Source organism: Cytobacillus sp. BC1816 (assembly GCF_051353635.1).
Taxonomy (GTDB): domain Bacteria; phylum Bacillota; class Bacilli; order Bacillales; family Cytobacillaceae; genus Cytobacillus; species Cytobacillus oceanisediminis_C.
On the sequence record NZ_CP195611.1, the window covers coordinates 4,500,729 to 4,516,805 of the forward strand.

Genomic DNA, 16,077 nt, shown 5'->3' on the forward strand with positions numbered 1-16,077 from the left:
TTGATCCGGTACTTTTAATCTGCCATTTTTTACAATTTGGAAAGTTTAAGTCTTTCTTTTCTCCCACATTTGAAAAATCTGCTAGTCTAATAGAATCGTTTTAACTCTTTATTAAAGGAAGGAGAGATATGTAAGCGAATACATAAAGCTGGATTACTAGTCGAGGGGGAATAAAAGATGAAAGTTGGAAAGAAAGCTAGTTCAATTATGCTTGCAGCCGTTCTGACAGCTTCAAGTTTGTATGCAGTGCCTGTTCAATTTGTGCAGACTGCAGAAGCGGCACAAAGCAAAGCTGGAGATCCTGGCTCCAAAGCATTTGATCAGAAGGTAATTGCAAGGGTAGATGCAGCTCGCATGATGGAGGATGTCAGCTATTTATCTGAAACTATAGGGCCGCGTGTTGCAGGAACGGAAGCAGAAAAGCAGGCAGCTGATTTTATTCGCAAACGGCTTGAGACCTATGGCTACACAGTCGAAACACAAGAATTCAGCATTCCGGATAAAATGGCGGGAGATTTGCACACCAGTGACCTGAAGGAGATCCTTATAACCATTCCCTCCGGGTCAGGATCAACGCCTGAAGAAGGAATTACCTCTGAATTATATGATGCTGGATTAGGCAGGCCAGCTGATTTTACAAGGGAAGCCTCAGGGAAAATCGCACTTATTTCACGCGGAGAGATTACTTTCTCAGAAAAAGTTACAAACGCAGTGAATGCCGGTGCTTCGGGGGTTCTAATTTATAACAATGCGGATCAGCCAGCACCCATGAACCCTTCAATTGGAGGCCCATATGACATTCCGGTGGGAAGCATAACGAAGGCAAGCGGGGAAGCACTCCTTCAAGATGTTGCGGCACATAACAAAACGGTAACACTAATTGTCAAGAGCTTTAAAAACATAAGATCGCAAAATATTATTGCCACCAAGCACCCTAAGCCTAATAAAGGCGCGGAAACTGACATTGTCCACATTTCTGCACATTTCGATAGTGTACCATTTGCTCCGGGGGCTAGCGATAACGCATCCGGAACCGCTGTTGCCTTGGAGCTGGCCAGAGTCCTGAAAAGCTATCCCGCTGACAAAGAATTGCGTTTTGCATTTGTAGGGGCAGAAGAGATTGGTCTTCTTGGTTCTGAGTATTATGTGAGCCAGCTGAGCAGCAATGAAATAGGGCGAAGCATCGCAAATTTCAATATGGATATGGTAGGCACAGCATGGGAAAATGCAACTGCGATTTACATGAATACCCTTGATGGCCAGGCAAATATCGCAACAGAAACCGCCATTGCCACAGCCGGGCGGATTGGCACCTCATCTGAGCTGGTTCTATATCAGCGCGGAGCTTCAGACCATGTTTCTTTTCATGATGCAGGAATTCCGGCTGTCAACTTTATCAGACGAGAACCTGCTACTGCTGCTCTTGAACCGTATTACCATACACCTCTTGATTCCATCGAGCACATTAGTGCCGAGCGGATGAAAGAAGCCGGTGATCTAATAGGCGCTTCGGTTTACAGCTTAATTCGAAAATAGAATTGACTTAAAAAATCCCCGGGTTTTCCCCGGGGGTTTTTTTTCGTTTTTTTACTTTCCAGCTATTTAGTATAAACAATGTGTTTACGTACAAAATATGAGGGTAAATTATATTCGTTCTAAATTTCATGTTCAAATTATTAAGGGATTTACCGTTTAAATGGAAAAGAAATCGGGTAACATAAATGTAACATTACAAAGGAATTTACTATCTGCCCGATAGTCCTATATATCCCTAAAGGAGGGAGTCATCATGGATTTTGAACACGAGGCTGTCATACTACAAAGAGAACTCTCCCTTCTCATGGATGAATATGAAAGGTGCGAGATTGACGACGTGAAAAATGAAATATCAAAGGATATTCAACTGCTGAGCCGTGCAATAGACGATATACTTAATTAAAGTATATGCTGGCATGGCTTTTTTTTATATTCTATGCAGCTGGCATTTTTTAGCAGTCAGCTGCTGAAACCTTTTGAAATTTAGGAGGGGTAATATGCCTCAGCACATTTATTACAGTTTCATACGTCTGCCCTTAGTAATCAGAATTTTGCTGATTGCCCTGATGGTGATTTTTTTATTTGGCGGATTAATACATATTATTGAACCCTCCTCCTTTCCGACATTTTTTGATGGAATCTGGTGGGCGGTTGTAACCGCTTCAACTGTCGGTTTTGGAGATTTTTATCCAAAAAGCACTGTAGGGCGAATAGTGGGCATTGCGCTTATTTTTACAGGAGCGGGCTTTCTGTCTACCTATTTTATTTCACTAGCAACAGCAGCAGTTACCAGGCAGAATGACTTCCTGGAAGGGAAAATCGAATACCGGGGTCAAAACCATATTGTTGTGATCGGCTGGAACGAACGCTCAAGGGAGATCGTCAATACTCTTGGAGGCGATGGGATGAACCATTCGATTGCCTTAATAGATGAAACTCTAAAAGCAAACCCTGTTCCCCACAATAATGTACATTTTATTCAGGGACGCGCTAACAGAGATGATGTACTCGTGAAGGCAAATATATTTGATGCCCAAAAAGTAATTATAACAGCTGATCAGAACAAAGATGAATTGCATGCTGATATGAATTCAATATTAACCTTATTGGCAATCAAAGGATTAAACCCGGGTGTTCAATGCATTGTTGAAATATTAACTTCAGAACAGGCAGCCAACGCCAAAAGAGCGGGAGCCGATGAAATTGTTCAGACGAATGTTCTTACGAGCTTTGTCATGATCAACAGCATCTCTTCCCAGGAGCTTGTTACTTCATTCCTTGATTTGCTGGGACAGCTTGATAAACGCAAATTAACTTTTCAGCCTGCATCAGAAGAAGTAGAAAATAAGACTTTTGCTGAACTTAGTGCTGAGCTTATGAAAGAAGGCATTCTGCTTTTGGGTGTTAAAAGAGGGGAAGAAACTCTGGTTAATCCTCCCCAGCCTTTTAGAATTCTTCAGCAGGATCAGCTGATTATTATACTCGGTTAATCTCTTAATAATATAGACTCCAGCTCTTCGACAAGCGCTTTGCCAAGATCAATTAATTCTTCCGGAAAACTGGCATCCTTATCAACAGGCTCCGAGAATTGATCAAAGGAGGCGCTGAAATTCCCTGTATAGGCGTGGTCATCGAGGCCGCGCTGGTACTTATGGGAAAGCAGAAACGGCCTGCCTATTTCCACCGTACAGCTTGGATCATCCAGCTGCCCATCAATTGCCTTAAATGGGACCCTTAAAAACTGGTACCCCACCTCATCATCAATTTTATAATCAAAGGACCCGTGATCATAATCCCAATTCCCGCCAATCGAATAGCCCACCGGCTTTAGAGCCTGCTCCAGCTTATATAAATCAAAATGCTTTCCTTCCACTTTTGAAGGTATCTCAATCACTGAATCCATCCCCTTTTACGCTTTTTGCTTAGTTTCTCCAAAGTAAGGGATATCATGAATGCGAATTAGAAGCGGCATCTTTTTCTCCAATAAAAAAACGCCCACCCGCAGGCAGACGCTTTTCACAATTACTTTAATCTCTTTTCAAGTTCAGCTTTTTTCTCTTCAAATCCTGGTTTTCCTAATAGGGCGAACATGTTCACTTTATATGCTTCTACACCAGGCTGGTCGAACGGATTCACTCCCAGCAGGTAGCCGCTCATGGCACATGCTTTTTCAAAGAAGTAAACCAGGTAGCCAAATGTGTAGGCATCCATTTTTGGTATGGATACGATCAGGTTTGGCACTCCGCCGTCTGTGTGTGCAAGCATTGTCCCTTCAAAGGCTTTGTTATTTACAAAGTCGACAGTCTCACCCGCAAGATAGTTCAGGCCATCAAGATCATTCTCTGCTTCTTCAATGGTCAGCTCATGGCGTGATTCCTCCACCTTGATAACCGTTTCGAAAAGGTCCCGGCGGCCTTCCTGCACATACTGGCCTAATGAATGCAGATCAGTGGAGAAGTTTGCTGAAGAAGGAAAAATTCCTTTCTGGTCTTTTCCTTCACTTTCACCGAACAGCTGCTTCCACCACTCTGCAAAGTATTGAAGTCCTGGTTCGTAGTTGATCAGCATTTCAATCGTTTTGCCTTTGTTATATAGAACATTGCGGACTGCAGCGTACTGGTATGCTGCATTCTCCTGAAGCTCAGATTTGCTGAAGTCCTCGCGTGCCTGTGCAGCACCGCTCATCATATCTTCAATGCTTGCACCGCTGACTGCAATCGGCAGAAGACCTACTGCTGTAAGGACTGAATAGCGGCCTCCTACGTCATCCGGAATAACAAATGACTCATAGCCTTCTTCTGTCGCAAGAGTCTTTAAAGCACCTCTTGCTTTATCGGTTGTAGCATAGATTCGTTTTCGCGCTTCTTCCACACCATATTTTTCTTCCAGCATTTTGCGGAAAATACGGAAAGCCAATGCAGGCTCAGTCGTTGTGCCTGATTTGGAGATAACATTGATGGACCAATCTTTGCCGTCAAGAAGATCCATTAAATCCTTCATATAAGCGGAACTAATATTGTTGCCCGCAAATAATACCTGCGGAGTGCCGCGCTTTTCTTTTGGAAGTGCATTATAGAAGCTGTGCTGAAGCATTTCAATAGCTGCACGCGCTCCAAGATAGGAACCTCCAATTCCAATTACGATAAGAACATCGGAATCGCTTTTAATTTTCTCAGCAGCTTTTTGAATGCGGGAAAACTCATCTTTGTCGTAATTTGCAGGCAAATCGATCCAGCCTAAAAAGTCACTGCCAGCTCCAGTTTGTTCATGAAGGGAGTGATGGGCTACCTTAACGGCATCCTGCAGATATGTAATTTCATGTTCGCCAAAAAAAGGAAGTGCTTTTGCGTAATCAAAACGAACGTGTGTCATGAATGTCCTCCAATTTTTCTCAAATTTAAACAGCCTGCAGTAATTCTGGCTGTCATCCTTATACCACTTTAACGAAAGCCTTAAAGTTAATCAAGAATCATCCTCTAATGTAAGCGTGTCCAATTTTGACATATTTTTTACGCGCAAATGGTGATTGTAATTTTTCGGGGAAAAATGTAAAAGGACTCTGCTTTGGCAGAGTCCCTGGTATTTATAAAGAAGCGCGGTAGATTGAAACCACGTCTTCATGATTTAATTTCGCGAAATTGCCGAATTCTCCGTTGACAGTCGCTTTGTCCGCCATCAATTCGACCTTGCTGTCGTCGATATCATAATCAGCCAGGCGTGAAGGTGCACCAATGCTGTTCCAGAATTCACGAAGCTTTTCAATGCCTTCAAGCGCAGTCTCCTCATCTGTTTTCCCTGCCGGATCCACGTTAAATACACGGATAGCCAGCTGCTTGAATCGCTCAGGCTTCACGTTCAGGTTATGCTTCATCCAGTTCGGGAACAGAATGGCCAGACCCCCGCCATGAGGAATATCATAAACGGCTGATACAGCATGCTCAATGTTATGCGTAGCCCAGTCTCCCCGGTAGCCCATATTCAGAATACCGTTCAATGCCATTGTGCCGGAATATAATATGGCAGCACGATGTTCGTAGCTTTCAAGGTCTTCAAGGAGCTTAGGAGCTGCTTCCATAATGGTAATCAGCAGCGATTCACACATGCGATCCTGAAAATCGGTATTTTCTTCAAGATGGAAATAATGCTCCAGTACATGGGACATCATGTCCACAATTCCATATACCGTCTGATCCCTTGGCACCGTGAACGTATTAACAGGGTCAAGGATTGAAAATTTAGGGAAAGTCACAGGACTGCCCCAGCCATACTTTTCGTTTGTTTCCCAATTTGTAATGACAGATCCTGCATTCATTTCAGAACCGGTTGCCGCTAGTGTAAGAACGGTTCCAAACGGCAGAGCCTTTGCAGCAAATGCTTTCTTAATGACTAAATCCCAGGCATCGCCATCATATTTGGCACCAGCTGCGATAGCTTTTGTGCAGTCAATTACACTCCCGCCTCCAACAGCCAGCAGGAAATCAATGCCTTCAGTTTTACAGATTTCAACACCTTTGCGGACAGTGGATATTCTTGGATTAGGCTCAACACCTGATAGTTCAAACATTTCAGCTCCAATTTCATGAAGCTGTTCCTTCACTTTATCATATAAACCATTGCGCTTAATGCTTCCCCCGCCATACACAACAAGAACTTTCTTGCCATACTGCGGGATTTCAGTCTGCAATTGGGATAGCTGATCTTTCCCAAAAATTAATTTAGTCGGATTATAAAAGGTAAAATTTTGCATATCACCATCTCCTTTTCCACATCATTATCTTTCAAACTTTCAGCTATTGCAAAAAGTACGATTCGAAAGGCGAACATTGTATATGCCGGTTTCTCAGAATCATCTTTTTCATTATGGCTCATAACGATTATTACGATGAATATTTTTTATTTCCGTGCAGCAATATAATAATGAACCTATACTACAAGGAGGAAACATCATGAGTGGCATACAGCGTATTGCACTGGTTCTAACAATTATTGGCGCTATTAACTGGGGTTTAATCGGATTCTTCCAATTTGATCTTGTGGCAGCTATCTTTGGCGGTCAGGATTCAGCCCTTTCAAGAATAATATACGGTCTTGTGGGCATTGCGGGCTTAATCAATCTGGGGCTTCTCTTCAAACCAAATGAAGAGCTGGAAAGAGAACCTGAAGCAAGGCCAACCCGTTAAATGCATGCAAAAAATCCTTGCACATTGTGTGCAAGGATTTTTTTATTGATCCGTATTTATATACCTTTTACCGAATTACACCCAGCCTCTGAAGCGGGATGCTTCAGACATTTTTCTCGCGCCGACCATGTAAGCAGCAAGACGCATATTTACTTTTCTTTGCTGTGAAGTCTGGTAAACATTATCGAAAGCCTGAACAAGCACTTTTTTCAGCTTTTCTGTAACTTCCTCTTCAGTCCAATAGTACCCCTGGTTGTTCTGTACCCATTCGAAATAGGATACGGTCACACCGCCTGAACTGGCTAACACATCAGGAACAAGCAGGATTCCCCGGTCTGAAAGAATTTTTGTAGCTTCAAGAGTGGTTGGGCCATTTGCTGCCTCTACTATGATGGAAGCTTTAATATTATGGGCGTTTGCAGCGGTTATCTGATTGGACACAGCCGCAGGAACCAGGATATCGCATTCCAGCTCAAGCAATTCTTCGTTTGTCAGAGTGTTATCGAAAAGGGTCGTTACCGTTCCAAAGCTATCGCGCCTATCAAGAAGATAATCAATATCCAGTCCATTTGGATCATATAGAGCACCATAGGCATCTGAAATGGCGACCACTTTAGCGCCTGCATCATGCATGAATTTTGCCAGGAAGCTTCCTGCATTTCCAAATCCCTGAACAGCCACACGTGCTCCTTCAATGGAAATGGCGCGCTTTTTCGCAGCTTCCTCAATGCAGATCACTACACCCTGTGCAGTTGCCTTTTCCCTTCCTTGCGATCCGCCGAGAACAAGCGGCTTGCCTGTGATAAATCCTGGGGAATCATACTCACGAAGTCGGCTGTATTCATCCATCATCCAGGCCATGATCTGTGAATTCGTATAAACATCCGGAGCAGGTATATCTTTTGTAGGGCCAACAATCTGACTGATTGCCCTTACATATCCTCGGCTCAAGCGTTCCAGCTCCCCCATTGACATGGAACGGGGATCACAAATGATGCCGCCTTTACCTCCTCCATAAGGAAGATCCACAATTCCGCACTTTAAACTCATCCACATGGATAAAGCTTTTACTTCATCCTCATTTACTTCAGGATGAAAACGGACACCGCCCTTCGTCGGTCCTACCGCATCATTATGCTGTGATCTGTATCCGGTAAAAATTTTTATCGACCCGTCATCCATCCTTATTGGAATTCTTACCGTAAGCATCCTCAGCGGCTCTTTCAGCAGCTCATACATCTCATCTGCATAACCGAGCTTGTTCAAAGCTTCTTTGATCACAACTTGAGTTGAAGTAAATAAATTTAAAGACTCTTCCATTTTTTGTTCAGCTTCTTTACCAGCTACTCCTGCAGCTCCCATCATGGCACCTCTTGATTTTAATATTTAGGAAAATTACAGCAATACTCCATAACCGGCGGCCCTGCATCACAAATTCAGACACAAGGGCCAACTGTCCGTATAATTGTATTAGCTTAATACTTTATTGATTCTTTCAATTGCCCAGTCAAGCTCTTCTTCAGAAATGACTAAAGGAGGGGCAAAACGAATAACCGTGTCATGCGTTTCTTTGCAAAGCAATCCTTGTTCTTTAAGCTCTTCGCAATATTTTCGGGCTGGCTCACTCAGCTCAACACCAATAAATAAGCCGCGGCCGCGCACTTCTTTAATGACAGGATTATTAATTTCTTTTAATTTGCTCATGAAATATTCGCCCAGTTTAAGAGAACGTTCTGCCAGCTTTTCTTCAACCAATACGTTCAAGGAAGCAACAGATACGGCACAAGCCATTGGGTTTCCTCCAAATGTTGAACCATGTGATCCAGGATTAAATACCCCAAGAACATCTTTATTCGCAACCACACACGAAATCGGGAATACTCCTCCTCCAAGCGCTTTCCCTAAAATGAACATGTCAGGATCTACATCTTCCCATTCGCATGCAAACATTTTTCCGGATCGCGCAAGGCCAGCCTGAATTTCATCTGCAATGAATAATACATTGTTCTCCTTACAAGTTTCATATGCTTTTTTCAGGAAGCCTTCCGGAGGAATCACAATTCCAGCTTCACCTTGGATTGGCTCAATTAAGAAAGCCGCTGTATTCTCAGTGATTGCTTCTTTAAGAGCGTCAAGGTCTCCGTAAGGAATCAGCTTAATGCCAGGAAGCATAGGTCCGAAGCCCCGCTTATATTCTTCTTCAGAAGAAAGCGAAACCGCTGTCATTGTACGGCCATGGAAGTTACCTATGCAAGCAATGATCTCTGCCTGGTTATCTGCAACGCCTTTTACATCATAAGCCCAGCGGCGTGCAGCTTTGATTGCCGTTTCAACCGCTTCCGCACCTGTGTTCATCGGAAGGGCCATTTCTTTATTTGTCAGTTCGCAAATTATTTCATACCAAGGCCCCAGCTGATCGTTATGGAAAGCACGTGAAGTTAGCGTTACGCGGTCAGCCTGATCCTTCAGAGCCTGGATGATTTTCGGATGGCGGTGCCCCTGGTTTACTGCTGAATAGGCACTTAGCATATCCATGTATTTATTGCCTTCAGGATCTTCCACCCAAACACCTTCCGCTTTGGAAATAACGATTGGCAGCGGGTGATAGTTGTTTGCACCGTATTTTTCAGTTTGTTCGATAAGTGAATGTGATTTTGTCGCTTCAGTCAATTAAAATTCCTCCTTTTTCAGAATAGTCCTTTTTATTGTAACGTTAAGCTATTCTTCTTTAAACTATTTAGGGTTTTAGCATGCACAGGATATGAAAAATCCCGTACATGCCTTTACAAATCTTAATACATTTCAGAAGTAGTCTTCGCCTGCATGTGCAGAAGAATGTAGTCAGGGCCGCCCGCTTTGGAGTCCGTTCCTGACATGTTGAATCCGCCGAATGGCTGGTATCCAACGATCGCACCTGTACAGCCGCGGTTGAAGTATAAGTTTCCAACATGGAAATCTTCGCGCGCTTTTTGGATGTGCTCACGGTTCTGCGTGATCACAGCACCTGTTAAGCCGTACTCGGTGTTGTTGGCGACTTCAATCGCATGGTCGAAATCTTTTGCCTTTGTGAAGCCAACGACTGGTCCAAAGATTTCTTCCTTCATTAAGCGTGCATCCGGGGAAAGGTCAGCGAATACAGTCGGCTTGATGAAGAATCCTTTCGAGCTGTCTCCTTCTCCGCCTGTCATCAGCTTGCCTTCTTCTTTGCCGATTTCGATGTAGCTCATGATCTTGTCAAATGCGCCCTGGTCAATCACTGGACCCATGTAGTTGCTCTGGTCTTCAGGATTGCCCTGCGTTAATTCGTTAGTCAGTTCAACCACACGGTTAAGAACCTGATCGTATACATCTTCTACTACAACCGCACGTGAACATGCTGAACACTTCTGGCCGGAGAATCCGAAAGCAGAGGCAACGATTGAAGTAGCTGCCAATTCAAGGTCTGCATCCTTGTCTACAACGATTGTGTCCTTACCGCCCATTTCAGCGATGACACGCTTCAGCCAGATTTGGCCTTCGTTCAATTTAGAAGCGCGCTCGTTGATGCGAAGACCAACGTCGCGTGAACCTGTGAAGGAGATGAAACGAGTGTCTTTATGGTCAACCAAATAGTCGCCCACTTCTGCACCGCTGCCCGGCACGAAGTTTAGTACACCCTTTGGAAGGCCTGCTTCTTCCATCACTTCAACGAATTTTGCAGCCACAACTGGTGTGGTAGAAGCTGGTTTTAATAGAACAGTGTTTCCTGCCACGATAGCGGCAACAGTTGTGCCGGCCATGATCGCAAGCGGGAAGTTCCAAGGAGAGATGATGATGCCCACTCCCAGTGGAATATAGTCATAACGGTTATATTCATTCGGACGGCTGTTGACTGGAACCCCGTCTTTGATTTTTAAGATTTGGCGTGCATAGTACTCAAGGAAGTCAATGGCTTCCGCAGTATCAGCATCTGCCTCATTCCAAGGCTTCCCTGCTTCCTTTGTTAAAAGGGCAGAAAACTCATGCTTGCGGCGGCGGATAATCGCAGCAGCTTTGAATAAAACATCTGCGCGTGTTTCCGGCTTCACTTTTCTCCATGTTTTGAATGCTTCAACAGCAGCCTGCATCGCTTTTTCCGCAAGCTCGCGGTTTGCCTTTGAAACACGGCCAACTACCTCTTCTTTATTAGAAGGATTGATGGATACGATTTTTTCATCAGTGGAGATTCTTTCTCCGCCTATTAATAAGTCATAGTCTTGTCCTAAGTAGCTTTCGACTGTTTTTAGTCCCTGTAAGTATGCTTCACGGTTTTCTTCTGTTTTAAAATTTGTGAAAGGTTCATGTTTGTACGGCTGTACCATGATGCCATCCCCCTTTAATAAATTCGTTTTCTCATCCTCCATTTTATAATGCAAGAAGTGTGCCAAATATGAAAAGCTGATAAATGACTATTTTTATAAGCTGAAAGCAAAATATTTTTGCTCTTTTTTAATCACTAATAGTTATTGGTGCAAATATTCATTGCATATATTCAAATTAGTATATACTATTGAATAAACTGCCGAGTGAAGGAGATTACAATGAATCACAGAGAATTTGAACAGCTCCAATTGAAAAGCAAGTTCTTTCAGCGGATATTAGATGAAATTGACGTTGGTGTCCATGTAGTGAATGAGGAAGGAAGAACTACATTCTACAATAAAAAAATGGCCCAAATAGAAGGCATGGATTATGAAGATGTATTGGATAAAAATCTGCTGGATGTATTTTCTTTCAATCAGGACGAAGACAGCACCTTGCTTCAGGCGCTCAAAAATGGCAGCAAAATTAAAAATGCCAAACAAACCTATTTTAACAATAAGGGGCAGGAAATCACCACGATCAATAATACCTTTCCAATTATGGAAGATGGTGAACAGATTGGTGCTATGGAAATCGCACGTGATGTGACCAAGCTTGAAAAACTGATCAGAGAAAATATGAATAAACGCGGAGACACCCGCTATACTTTCGATAGTATTATTGGCAGCAGCGACGAGATCCATGAAGTGATTGAAGCGAGCAAAAGAGCAACCCGGACAAGTTCTTCTGTCCTGATTATCGGGGAGACGGGCACAGGGAAAGAGCTCTTTGCCCAAAGCATCCATAATGGCAGCAGCCGCTCTTCAAAACCATTTATCTCCCAAAATTGCGCTGCTCTTCCGGACAGTCTGATAGAGGGTCTATTATTTGGTACAAAAAAAGGGGCATTTACAGGCTCCATTGAAAGGCCAGGTTTGTTTGAACAGGCAAATGGCGGGACACTGCTGCTGGATGAAATCAATTCACTTAATCCATCCCTGCAGGCAAAGCTTTTGAGAGTTTTGCAGGAAAAAACGGTCAGAAGGGTCGGTGATACGAAAGACCGGACAGTAGATGTTAGAATTATAGCAACCATTAACGAAGACCCGATTGATGCTATCTCAGAAGACCGTATGAGAAAAGATTTATATTACAGGCTAAGTGTTGTTTCCCTCTTCATTCCGCCTCTGCGTGAGAGAAGAAAGGATATCCGGGATCTTGCACAATTTTTCATAGAAAAATACAATCAGCTATTTGGGATGAATGTAGCGGAAATCGATGAAGAAGTAATGAACAAATTCGAGCAATATGATTGGCCGGGCAATGTACGGGAATTGGAGCATATAATCGAAGGGGCCATGAATCTGCTTGATCAGGAAGAAGCGATCAGCTATGTGCATTTGCCTCTTCATTTCCGGAATAAGCCTCAATTCAAGGAGGAACCGAACGAAACCGGTCATTTGGAGGATTTGCTTATTCAGAAAAACAAGCCTATAAAAACACTCGAACAATATATACAGGAAGCTGAAACCTACTATCTAAAGAAAGTCCTTAAACACCATGGCAATAATATAACCCAGTCCGCAAAATCCCTTGGCATGAGCCGGCAAAACCTGCAATACCGGCTAAGAAAATACGGAGTCAGGAAAGAAACAGCTGATTGATGTTTCTCAAGGTTTAGAAGAATTGGTTCGCAGATATAATGAATTTTTCGCGATAAAAGTTGATTATCTCGATTAAATTCTAATTTTGGCAGATAAAAACGAAAAGCTCCCTCCGGGGAGCTTATTTGTATAGAATATCGTCCCTAAGAGCTGTAACGCGAGTCAAAGCTTCATCGATATCCCTCTCACTCACCCCAAAATGAGCAAGCGCATCATGCAGATGTTTAGCAATCGCGTTAAAGTGTTCGGGCTGCAGGTTCATACCCTCATGCGCTTTTGCCATGGAATTGCCTGAATATTGATTAGGACCGCCCAATGCATAGCTTATGAACTTGGATTGATGACGTTTTTGCTTAGTCATATCCGTATTCTCAAAAAACTGATTGACGGTCGGATCCTTTAATACCAGTTCCTCGTAAAAATAATCAACTACCTTTTCAATGGCTTCTCCTCCGCCTGCTTTTTCGTAAAGTGTCTGTTCTGCCATAATATCTCTCCTTTCAACACAAAATGTATTCTTTGACTAAATCAAAGTCCCTATTCATAAATCGGAACAGGGACTTCTCCCCTTCACTTTACCCTATCGCTTTCCCAAAAAACAAAAGACTCCGAAGGGTCGGAGCCTTATGATGCTATTTGATCTTTTTCTTCCATTTCTTTTCGTTCCTGATCACTCATGAAAGTTATTTTGTAGCCAAGCATGGCAAAGATAATAGCCAGGATTGGCACAGTGAAATTTAAAATCGCGTAAGGTGCATATTCAAAGGGATGAACGGCCAGTGTGGACATGATAAACACTGCACAAGTATTCCATGGAACAAAAACAGAAGTGACCGTACCGCCATCTTCAAGTGCCCGTGAAAGATTTTTGGATTGCAGATTTTTATCCTTAAATGCCTGTGTGTACATTCTTCCCGGCAGCAGAATGGAAATATACTGCTCTGCGGCCGCCACATTTGTAAAGAAGGCAGATAGTACGGTAGTTGCTACTAAGCTTCTTGCTGAACGGGCCAATTTCAGAATCTGTTCAACTATGGCTTTTAACATGCCGGTCTGCTCCATAACTCCCCCAAAGGCCATTGCTACAATCGTAAGGGACACGGTGTACATCATATCGTCAATGCCGCCTCTATTGAAAAGCTCGTCCACCATTGTGTTGCCTGATTCAATTGAAAATCCGCCCTGAAGAGTGTTGACGGCATCCCCCACAGCACCGCCCTGGACAAAAATATGGCATAGCCAGCCAAGGAAAACACCAACCGCAAGCGCAGGCAGTGCAGGTACCTTTTTTGCCACTAACCCTATAACAATAACAGGTACCAGTAAAAGCCAAGGAGAGATGATAAAGTTCTCTGATAAAACATTCATGACACCAGTAATTTTTTCATTATTCAAATCATCCCCGCCAAATTGCCTTCCCAAAAACCAATAAGCAATAATAGCAATGGCCAGCGCCGGGAGGGTTGTGTAAAACATATTTTTTATATGCTCAAAAAGATCCGTGCCTGTGATTCCCGCAGCCAAATTAGTCGTATCGGACAGCGGTGACATTTTATCTCCGAAATAGGCGCCTGAGATGATAGCTCCCGCCACCATTGGAGCCGGGATGCCCATGCTGATTCCAATTCCCATTCCGGCAACGCCAATCGTTCCCATTGTAGACCATGAGCTTCCGATTGCCAGAGTGACAATGGCACAGATAATACAAATTGAGACTAAAAACATAGATGGCGTCATCAGTTTTAAACCGTAAAAGACCATGGTCGCTACAATTCCCCCGCCTATCCAGGAGCCAATTGTCAAACCGACCATTATAATAATCAGAATAGCCGGGAGCGCTAACTTAATGCCTTTATAGAAGCCTTCCTCAATATCGTTCCATTTATAGCCAAAACGCCAGGCTATGAAAGCGGATACAATTGTTCCGGTAATTAAAGGCACATGAGGGCTTCCCTCAAACTTAACAATTGTAATTATCATGGCAGCAATCATCACCAGCAGCGGCAGCACTGAAAACCAGAAAGGGATTTTCTTTCCTGTTTCTTGCATGTATGTTCCTCCTTTTAAAGTTGCAGTTGGTTTTACTATTGCAAGATTAATGCCAAGATATAAAATTCCAACATTTTTCAGACTATTTATCTTAAAAATTATAAATTTCTTCTGTCTTATGTAGCTGAGCATGCAAAAAAATTTGTCGAGCGCCCGCTCATTTTGCATGAGAAAGCAAATATTTTTTGCATCTCACTGAAAATAAAAAACCGGGCAGGAAACCCGGTTTATCCATTTTATTACTTCTTAATAAGATCTTCGCGCTGGGACTGGTCAATCCATTCTTGAAGCTTATCCTTAAGTGTGTTGAATCCCTGTGCAGATTCGTCTTCCATTTTGATTGGAGCAGCCTGGCGCTTGCGAGGCTTTCTAGCTTTCGCTTCTGCTTGTGGAGCTTCTTCTGTTGCACGGATTGATAAACCAATTTTACCTGCTGCTTCGTCAACAGATAACACTTTCACCTTTACTTCATCGCCCACTTTAAGATGCTCATTGATATCTTTAACGAAACCATGAGTCACTTCCGAAATGTGCACTAATCCCTGTGTATTCTCATCTAATGCCACGAACGCACCATATGGCTGAATACCTGTTACCTTTCCTGTAATGACACTGCCTACTTCGATTTTCTCTGACATGAAAACACTCCTATTTAAATTCAAATTTTATCTCTTTATACGCAATAAGAAATTATATCATAACTTCATAAAAATATCAAAAATGATTTGTTGGCATTCACATCCATTTTATCCCATAAAACAATTATGACAGCCATTCATTATAATAAAGCAATCCGCAAACAATATGTACACATCCTTTTTGTTTGTTAACGAAATGTTCATGAAGTAAAGAGAGGATCTTACGTTTCTCATGATAAAATATAGATAGAAGAAATTGACAGTGGGAGTGATGGATATGTCAAATATCGGCCATAACATTAAAGCTTGCCGCGAACGCGCAAATATAACCCAGCAGCAGCTCGCTTTGAAAGTGAGAGTTGGAACGGGGACGATTGCAAAATATGAAAACGGAGACCAGATTCCTGATACCCAGACTGTTTTAAAAATCTCAACCGCCCTCGATATTCCAGCTTCTGAGCTGCTTGAACAGGAACTTCAGAAGGGCCAGTCAGGAATCGATTATGAAATCGAACAGCTTGTGCGTGAAATTGGCACCAAAAAAGCTAAGCTCATCTTGCGCAAAGCAAAGGAATTCAGCGAGGAAGATTTCCTCCGTGTCATGCAAATGCTATTTGAAATCAAATATGATCAAAAAGTTTTATAAAAGAGAGTATATCAAAAGGGAATACTGGTTAGCCTTGTAGTGTA

General features: G+C 42.9%; 15 protein-coding genes. 6 read left to right on the forward strand and 9 right to left on the reverse strand.

What is annotated here, in order from left to right:
• Positions 1-177 precede the first annotated feature (177 nt).
• The 3 genes from ACR42H_RS22830 (at position 178) to ACR42H_RS22840 (ending at position 3,026) form a co-directional block, all read left to right on the forward strand.
• Positions 178-1,536, forward strand: a complete 1,359-nt coding sequence (locus tag ACR42H_RS22830; RefSeq protein ID WP_113885000.1) for a DUF4910 domain-containing protein — start codon at positions 178-180, stop codon at positions 1,534-1,536.
• Between the two features lie 253 nt (positions 1,537-1,789).
• Entirely contained in the window at positions 1,790-1,939 is a 150-nt protein-coding gene (locus ACR42H_RS22835) for a hypothetical protein (RefSeq protein WP_009331622.1), read from the forward strand.
• Positions 1,940-2,033: 94 nt separating this feature from the next.
• Positions 2,034-3,026, forward strand: a complete 993-nt coding sequence (locus ACR42H_RS22840; RefSeq protein WP_436373396.1) for a potassium channel family protein — start codon at positions 2,034-2,036, stop codon at positions 3,024-3,026.
• Here ACR42H_RS22840 and ACR42H_RS22845 read toward each other — a convergent pair.
• The 3 genes from ACR42H_RS22845 to ACR42H_RS22855 all read right to left on the reverse strand — a co-directional run bounded on the left by ACR42H_RS22845 (position 3,023) and on the right by ACR42H_RS22855 (position 6,283).
• On the reverse strand, positions 3,023-3,430 hold the full coding sequence (locus tag ACR42H_RS22845; RefSeq protein ID WP_113885002.1) for a YugN-like family protein: 408 nt from the start codon (positions 3,428-3,430) through the stop codon (positions 3,023-3,025). The genes ACR42H_RS22840 and ACR42H_RS22845 overlap by 4 nt on opposite strands.
• Before the next feature lie 128 nt (positions 3,431-3,558).
• Entirely contained in the window at positions 3,559-4,908 is a 1,350-nt protein-coding gene (locus ACR42H_RS22850) for a glucose-6-phosphate isomerase (protein ID WP_436373398.1), read from the reverse strand.
• Between the two features lie 211 nt (positions 4,909-5,119).
• Positions 5,120-6,283 (reverse strand): iron-containing alcohol dehydrogenase, encoded by a 1,164-nt coding sequence (locus ACR42H_RS22855; RefSeq protein WP_436373400.1) that lies wholly within the window; start codon positions 6,281-6,283, stop codon positions 5,120-5,122.
• 199 nt (positions 6,284-6,482) lie between these two features.
• Between ACR42H_RS22855 and ACR42H_RS22860 the strand changes: the two genes are divergently transcribed.
• A complete protein-coding gene (locus ACR42H_RS22860) occupies positions 6,483-6,716 on the forward strand; it encodes a DUF378 domain-containing protein (RefSeq protein WP_009331627.1) in 234 nt (77 codons plus the stop codon).
• Positions 6,717-6,791: 75 nt separating this feature from the next.
• Here ACR42H_RS22860 and ACR42H_RS22865 read toward each other — a convergent pair whose 3' ends face one another.
• The 3 genes from ACR42H_RS22865 to pruA all read right to left on the reverse strand — a co-directional run bounded on the left by ACR42H_RS22865 (position 6,792) and on the right by pruA (position 11,056).
• Complete coding sequence (locus tag ACR42H_RS22865) at positions 6,792-8,078, reverse strand: Glu/Leu/Phe/Val family dehydrogenase (protein ID WP_436377050.1); 1,287 nt, start codon at positions 8,076-8,078, stop codon at positions 6,792-6,794.
• Between the two features lie 108 nt (positions 8,079-8,186).
• Positions 8,187-9,386: an ornithine--oxo-acid transaminase gene (locus ACR42H_RS22870; RefSeq protein ID WP_113885006.1), complete on the reverse strand. Its 1,200-nt coding sequence runs from the start codon at positions 9,384-9,386 to the stop codon at positions 8,187-8,189.
• A 122-nt stretch (positions 9,387-9,508) separates the two neighbouring features.
• On the reverse strand, positions 9,509-11,056 hold the full coding sequence (gene pruA / locus ACR42H_RS22875) for an L-glutamate gamma-semialdehyde dehydrogenase (protein WP_436373402.1): 1,548 nt from the start codon (positions 11,054-11,056) through the stop codon (positions 9,509-9,511).
• A gap of 219 nt (positions 11,057-11,275) precedes the next feature.
• Between pruA and ACR42H_RS22880 the strand changes: the two genes are divergently transcribed.
• Positions 11,276-12,700 carry a sigma-54 interaction domain-containing protein gene (locus ACR42H_RS22880; protein ID WP_436373404.1) on the forward strand — a complete coding sequence of 475 codons (1,425 nt, stop codon included), beginning with the start codon at positions 11,276-11,278 and terminating at the stop codon, positions 12,698-12,700.
• A gap of 121 nt (positions 12,701-12,821) precedes the next feature.
• On the opposite strand, the gene ACR42H_RS22885 is transcribed toward ACR42H_RS22880, so the two are convergent.
• The 3 genes from ACR42H_RS22885 to yugI all read right to left on the reverse strand — a co-directional run bounded on the left by ACR42H_RS22885 (position 12,822) and on the right by yugI (position 15,387).
• Entirely contained in the window at positions 12,822-13,187 is a 366-nt protein-coding gene (locus tag ACR42H_RS22885; protein WP_113883567.1) for a group I truncated hemoglobin, read from the reverse strand.
• Positions 13,188-13,324: 137 nt separating this feature from the next.
• Positions 13,325-14,749 carry a Na+/H+ antiporter NhaC gene (gene nhaC / locus ACR42H_RS22890; protein WP_436373407.1) on the reverse strand — a complete coding sequence of 475 codons (1,425 nt, stop codon included), beginning with the start codon at positions 14,747-14,749 and terminating at the stop codon, positions 13,325-13,327.
• Positions 14,750-14,988: 239 nt separating this feature from the next.
• Positions 14,989-15,387 (reverse strand): S1 domain-containing post-transcriptional regulator GSP13, encoded by a 399-nt coding sequence (gene yugI, locus ACR42H_RS22895; protein ID WP_035332058.1) that lies wholly within the window; start codon positions 15,385-15,387, stop codon positions 14,989-14,991.
• 277 nt (positions 15,388-15,664) lie between these two features.
• On the opposite strand from yugI, the gene ACR42H_RS22900 reads away from it, so the two are divergent.
• Positions 15,665-16,033, forward strand: a complete 369-nt coding sequence (locus tag ACR42H_RS22900) for a helix-turn-helix domain-containing protein (protein WP_113883569.1) — start codon at positions 15,665-15,667, stop codon at positions 16,031-16,033.
• The last annotated feature ends 44 nt before the right edge of the window (positions 16,034-16,077 follow it).

Excerpts from the sequence above, each read along its gene's own strand:
- ACR42H_RS22860 (WP_009331627.1), top strand. The coding sequence starts at position 6,483 with ATGAGTGGCATACAGCGTATTGCACTGGTTCTAACAATTATTGGCGCT.
- ACR42H_RS22830 (WP_113885000.1), top strand. The coding sequence starts at position 178 with ATGAAAGTTGGAAAGAAAGCTAGTTCAATTATGCTTGCAGCCGTTCTG.
- ACR42H_RS22865 (WP_436377050.1), bottom strand. The coding sequence starts at position 8,078 with ATGGGAGCTGCAGGAGTAGCTGGTAAAGAAGCTGAACAAAAAATGGAA.
- ACR42H_RS22850 (WP_436373398.1), bottom strand. The coding sequence starts at position 4,908 with ATGACACACGTTCGTTTTGATTACGCAAAAGCACTTCCTTTTTTTGGC.
- ACR42H_RS22835 (WP_009331622.1), top strand. The coding sequence starts at position 1,790 with ATGGATTTTGAACACGAGGCTGTCATACTACAAAGAGAACTCTCCCTT.
- ACR42H_RS22855 (WP_436373400.1), bottom strand. The coding sequence starts at position 6,283 with ATGCAAAATTTTACCTTTTATAATCCGACTAAATTAATTTTTGGGAAA.
- ACR42H_RS22880 (WP_436373404.1), top strand. The coding sequence starts at position 11,276 with ATGAATCACAGAGAATTTGAACAGCTCCAATTGAAAAGCAAGTTCTTT.
- ACR42H_RS22900 (WP_113883569.1), top strand. The coding sequence starts at position 15,665 with ATGTCAAATATCGGCCATAACATTAAAGCTTGCCGCGAACGCGCAAAT.
- ACR42H_RS22885 (WP_113883567.1), bottom strand. The coding sequence starts at position 13,187 with ATGGCAGAACAGACACTTTACGAAAAAGCAGGCGGAGGAGAAGCCATT.
- nhaC (WP_436373407.1), bottom strand. The coding sequence starts at position 14,749 with ATGCAAGAAACAGGAAAGAAAATCCCTTTCTGGTTTTCAGTGCTGCCG.
- ACR42H_RS22840 (WP_436373396.1), top strand. The coding sequence starts at position 2,034 with ATGCCTCAGCACATTTATTACAGTTTCATACGTCTGCCCTTAGTAATC.
- pruA (WP_436373402.1), bottom strand. The coding sequence starts at position 11,056 with ATGGTACAGCCGTACAAACATGAACCTTTCACAAATTTTAAAACAGAA.
- yugI (WP_035332058.1), bottom strand. The coding sequence starts at position 15,387 with ATGTCAGAGAAAATCGAAGTAGGCAGTGTCATTACAGGAAAGGTAACA.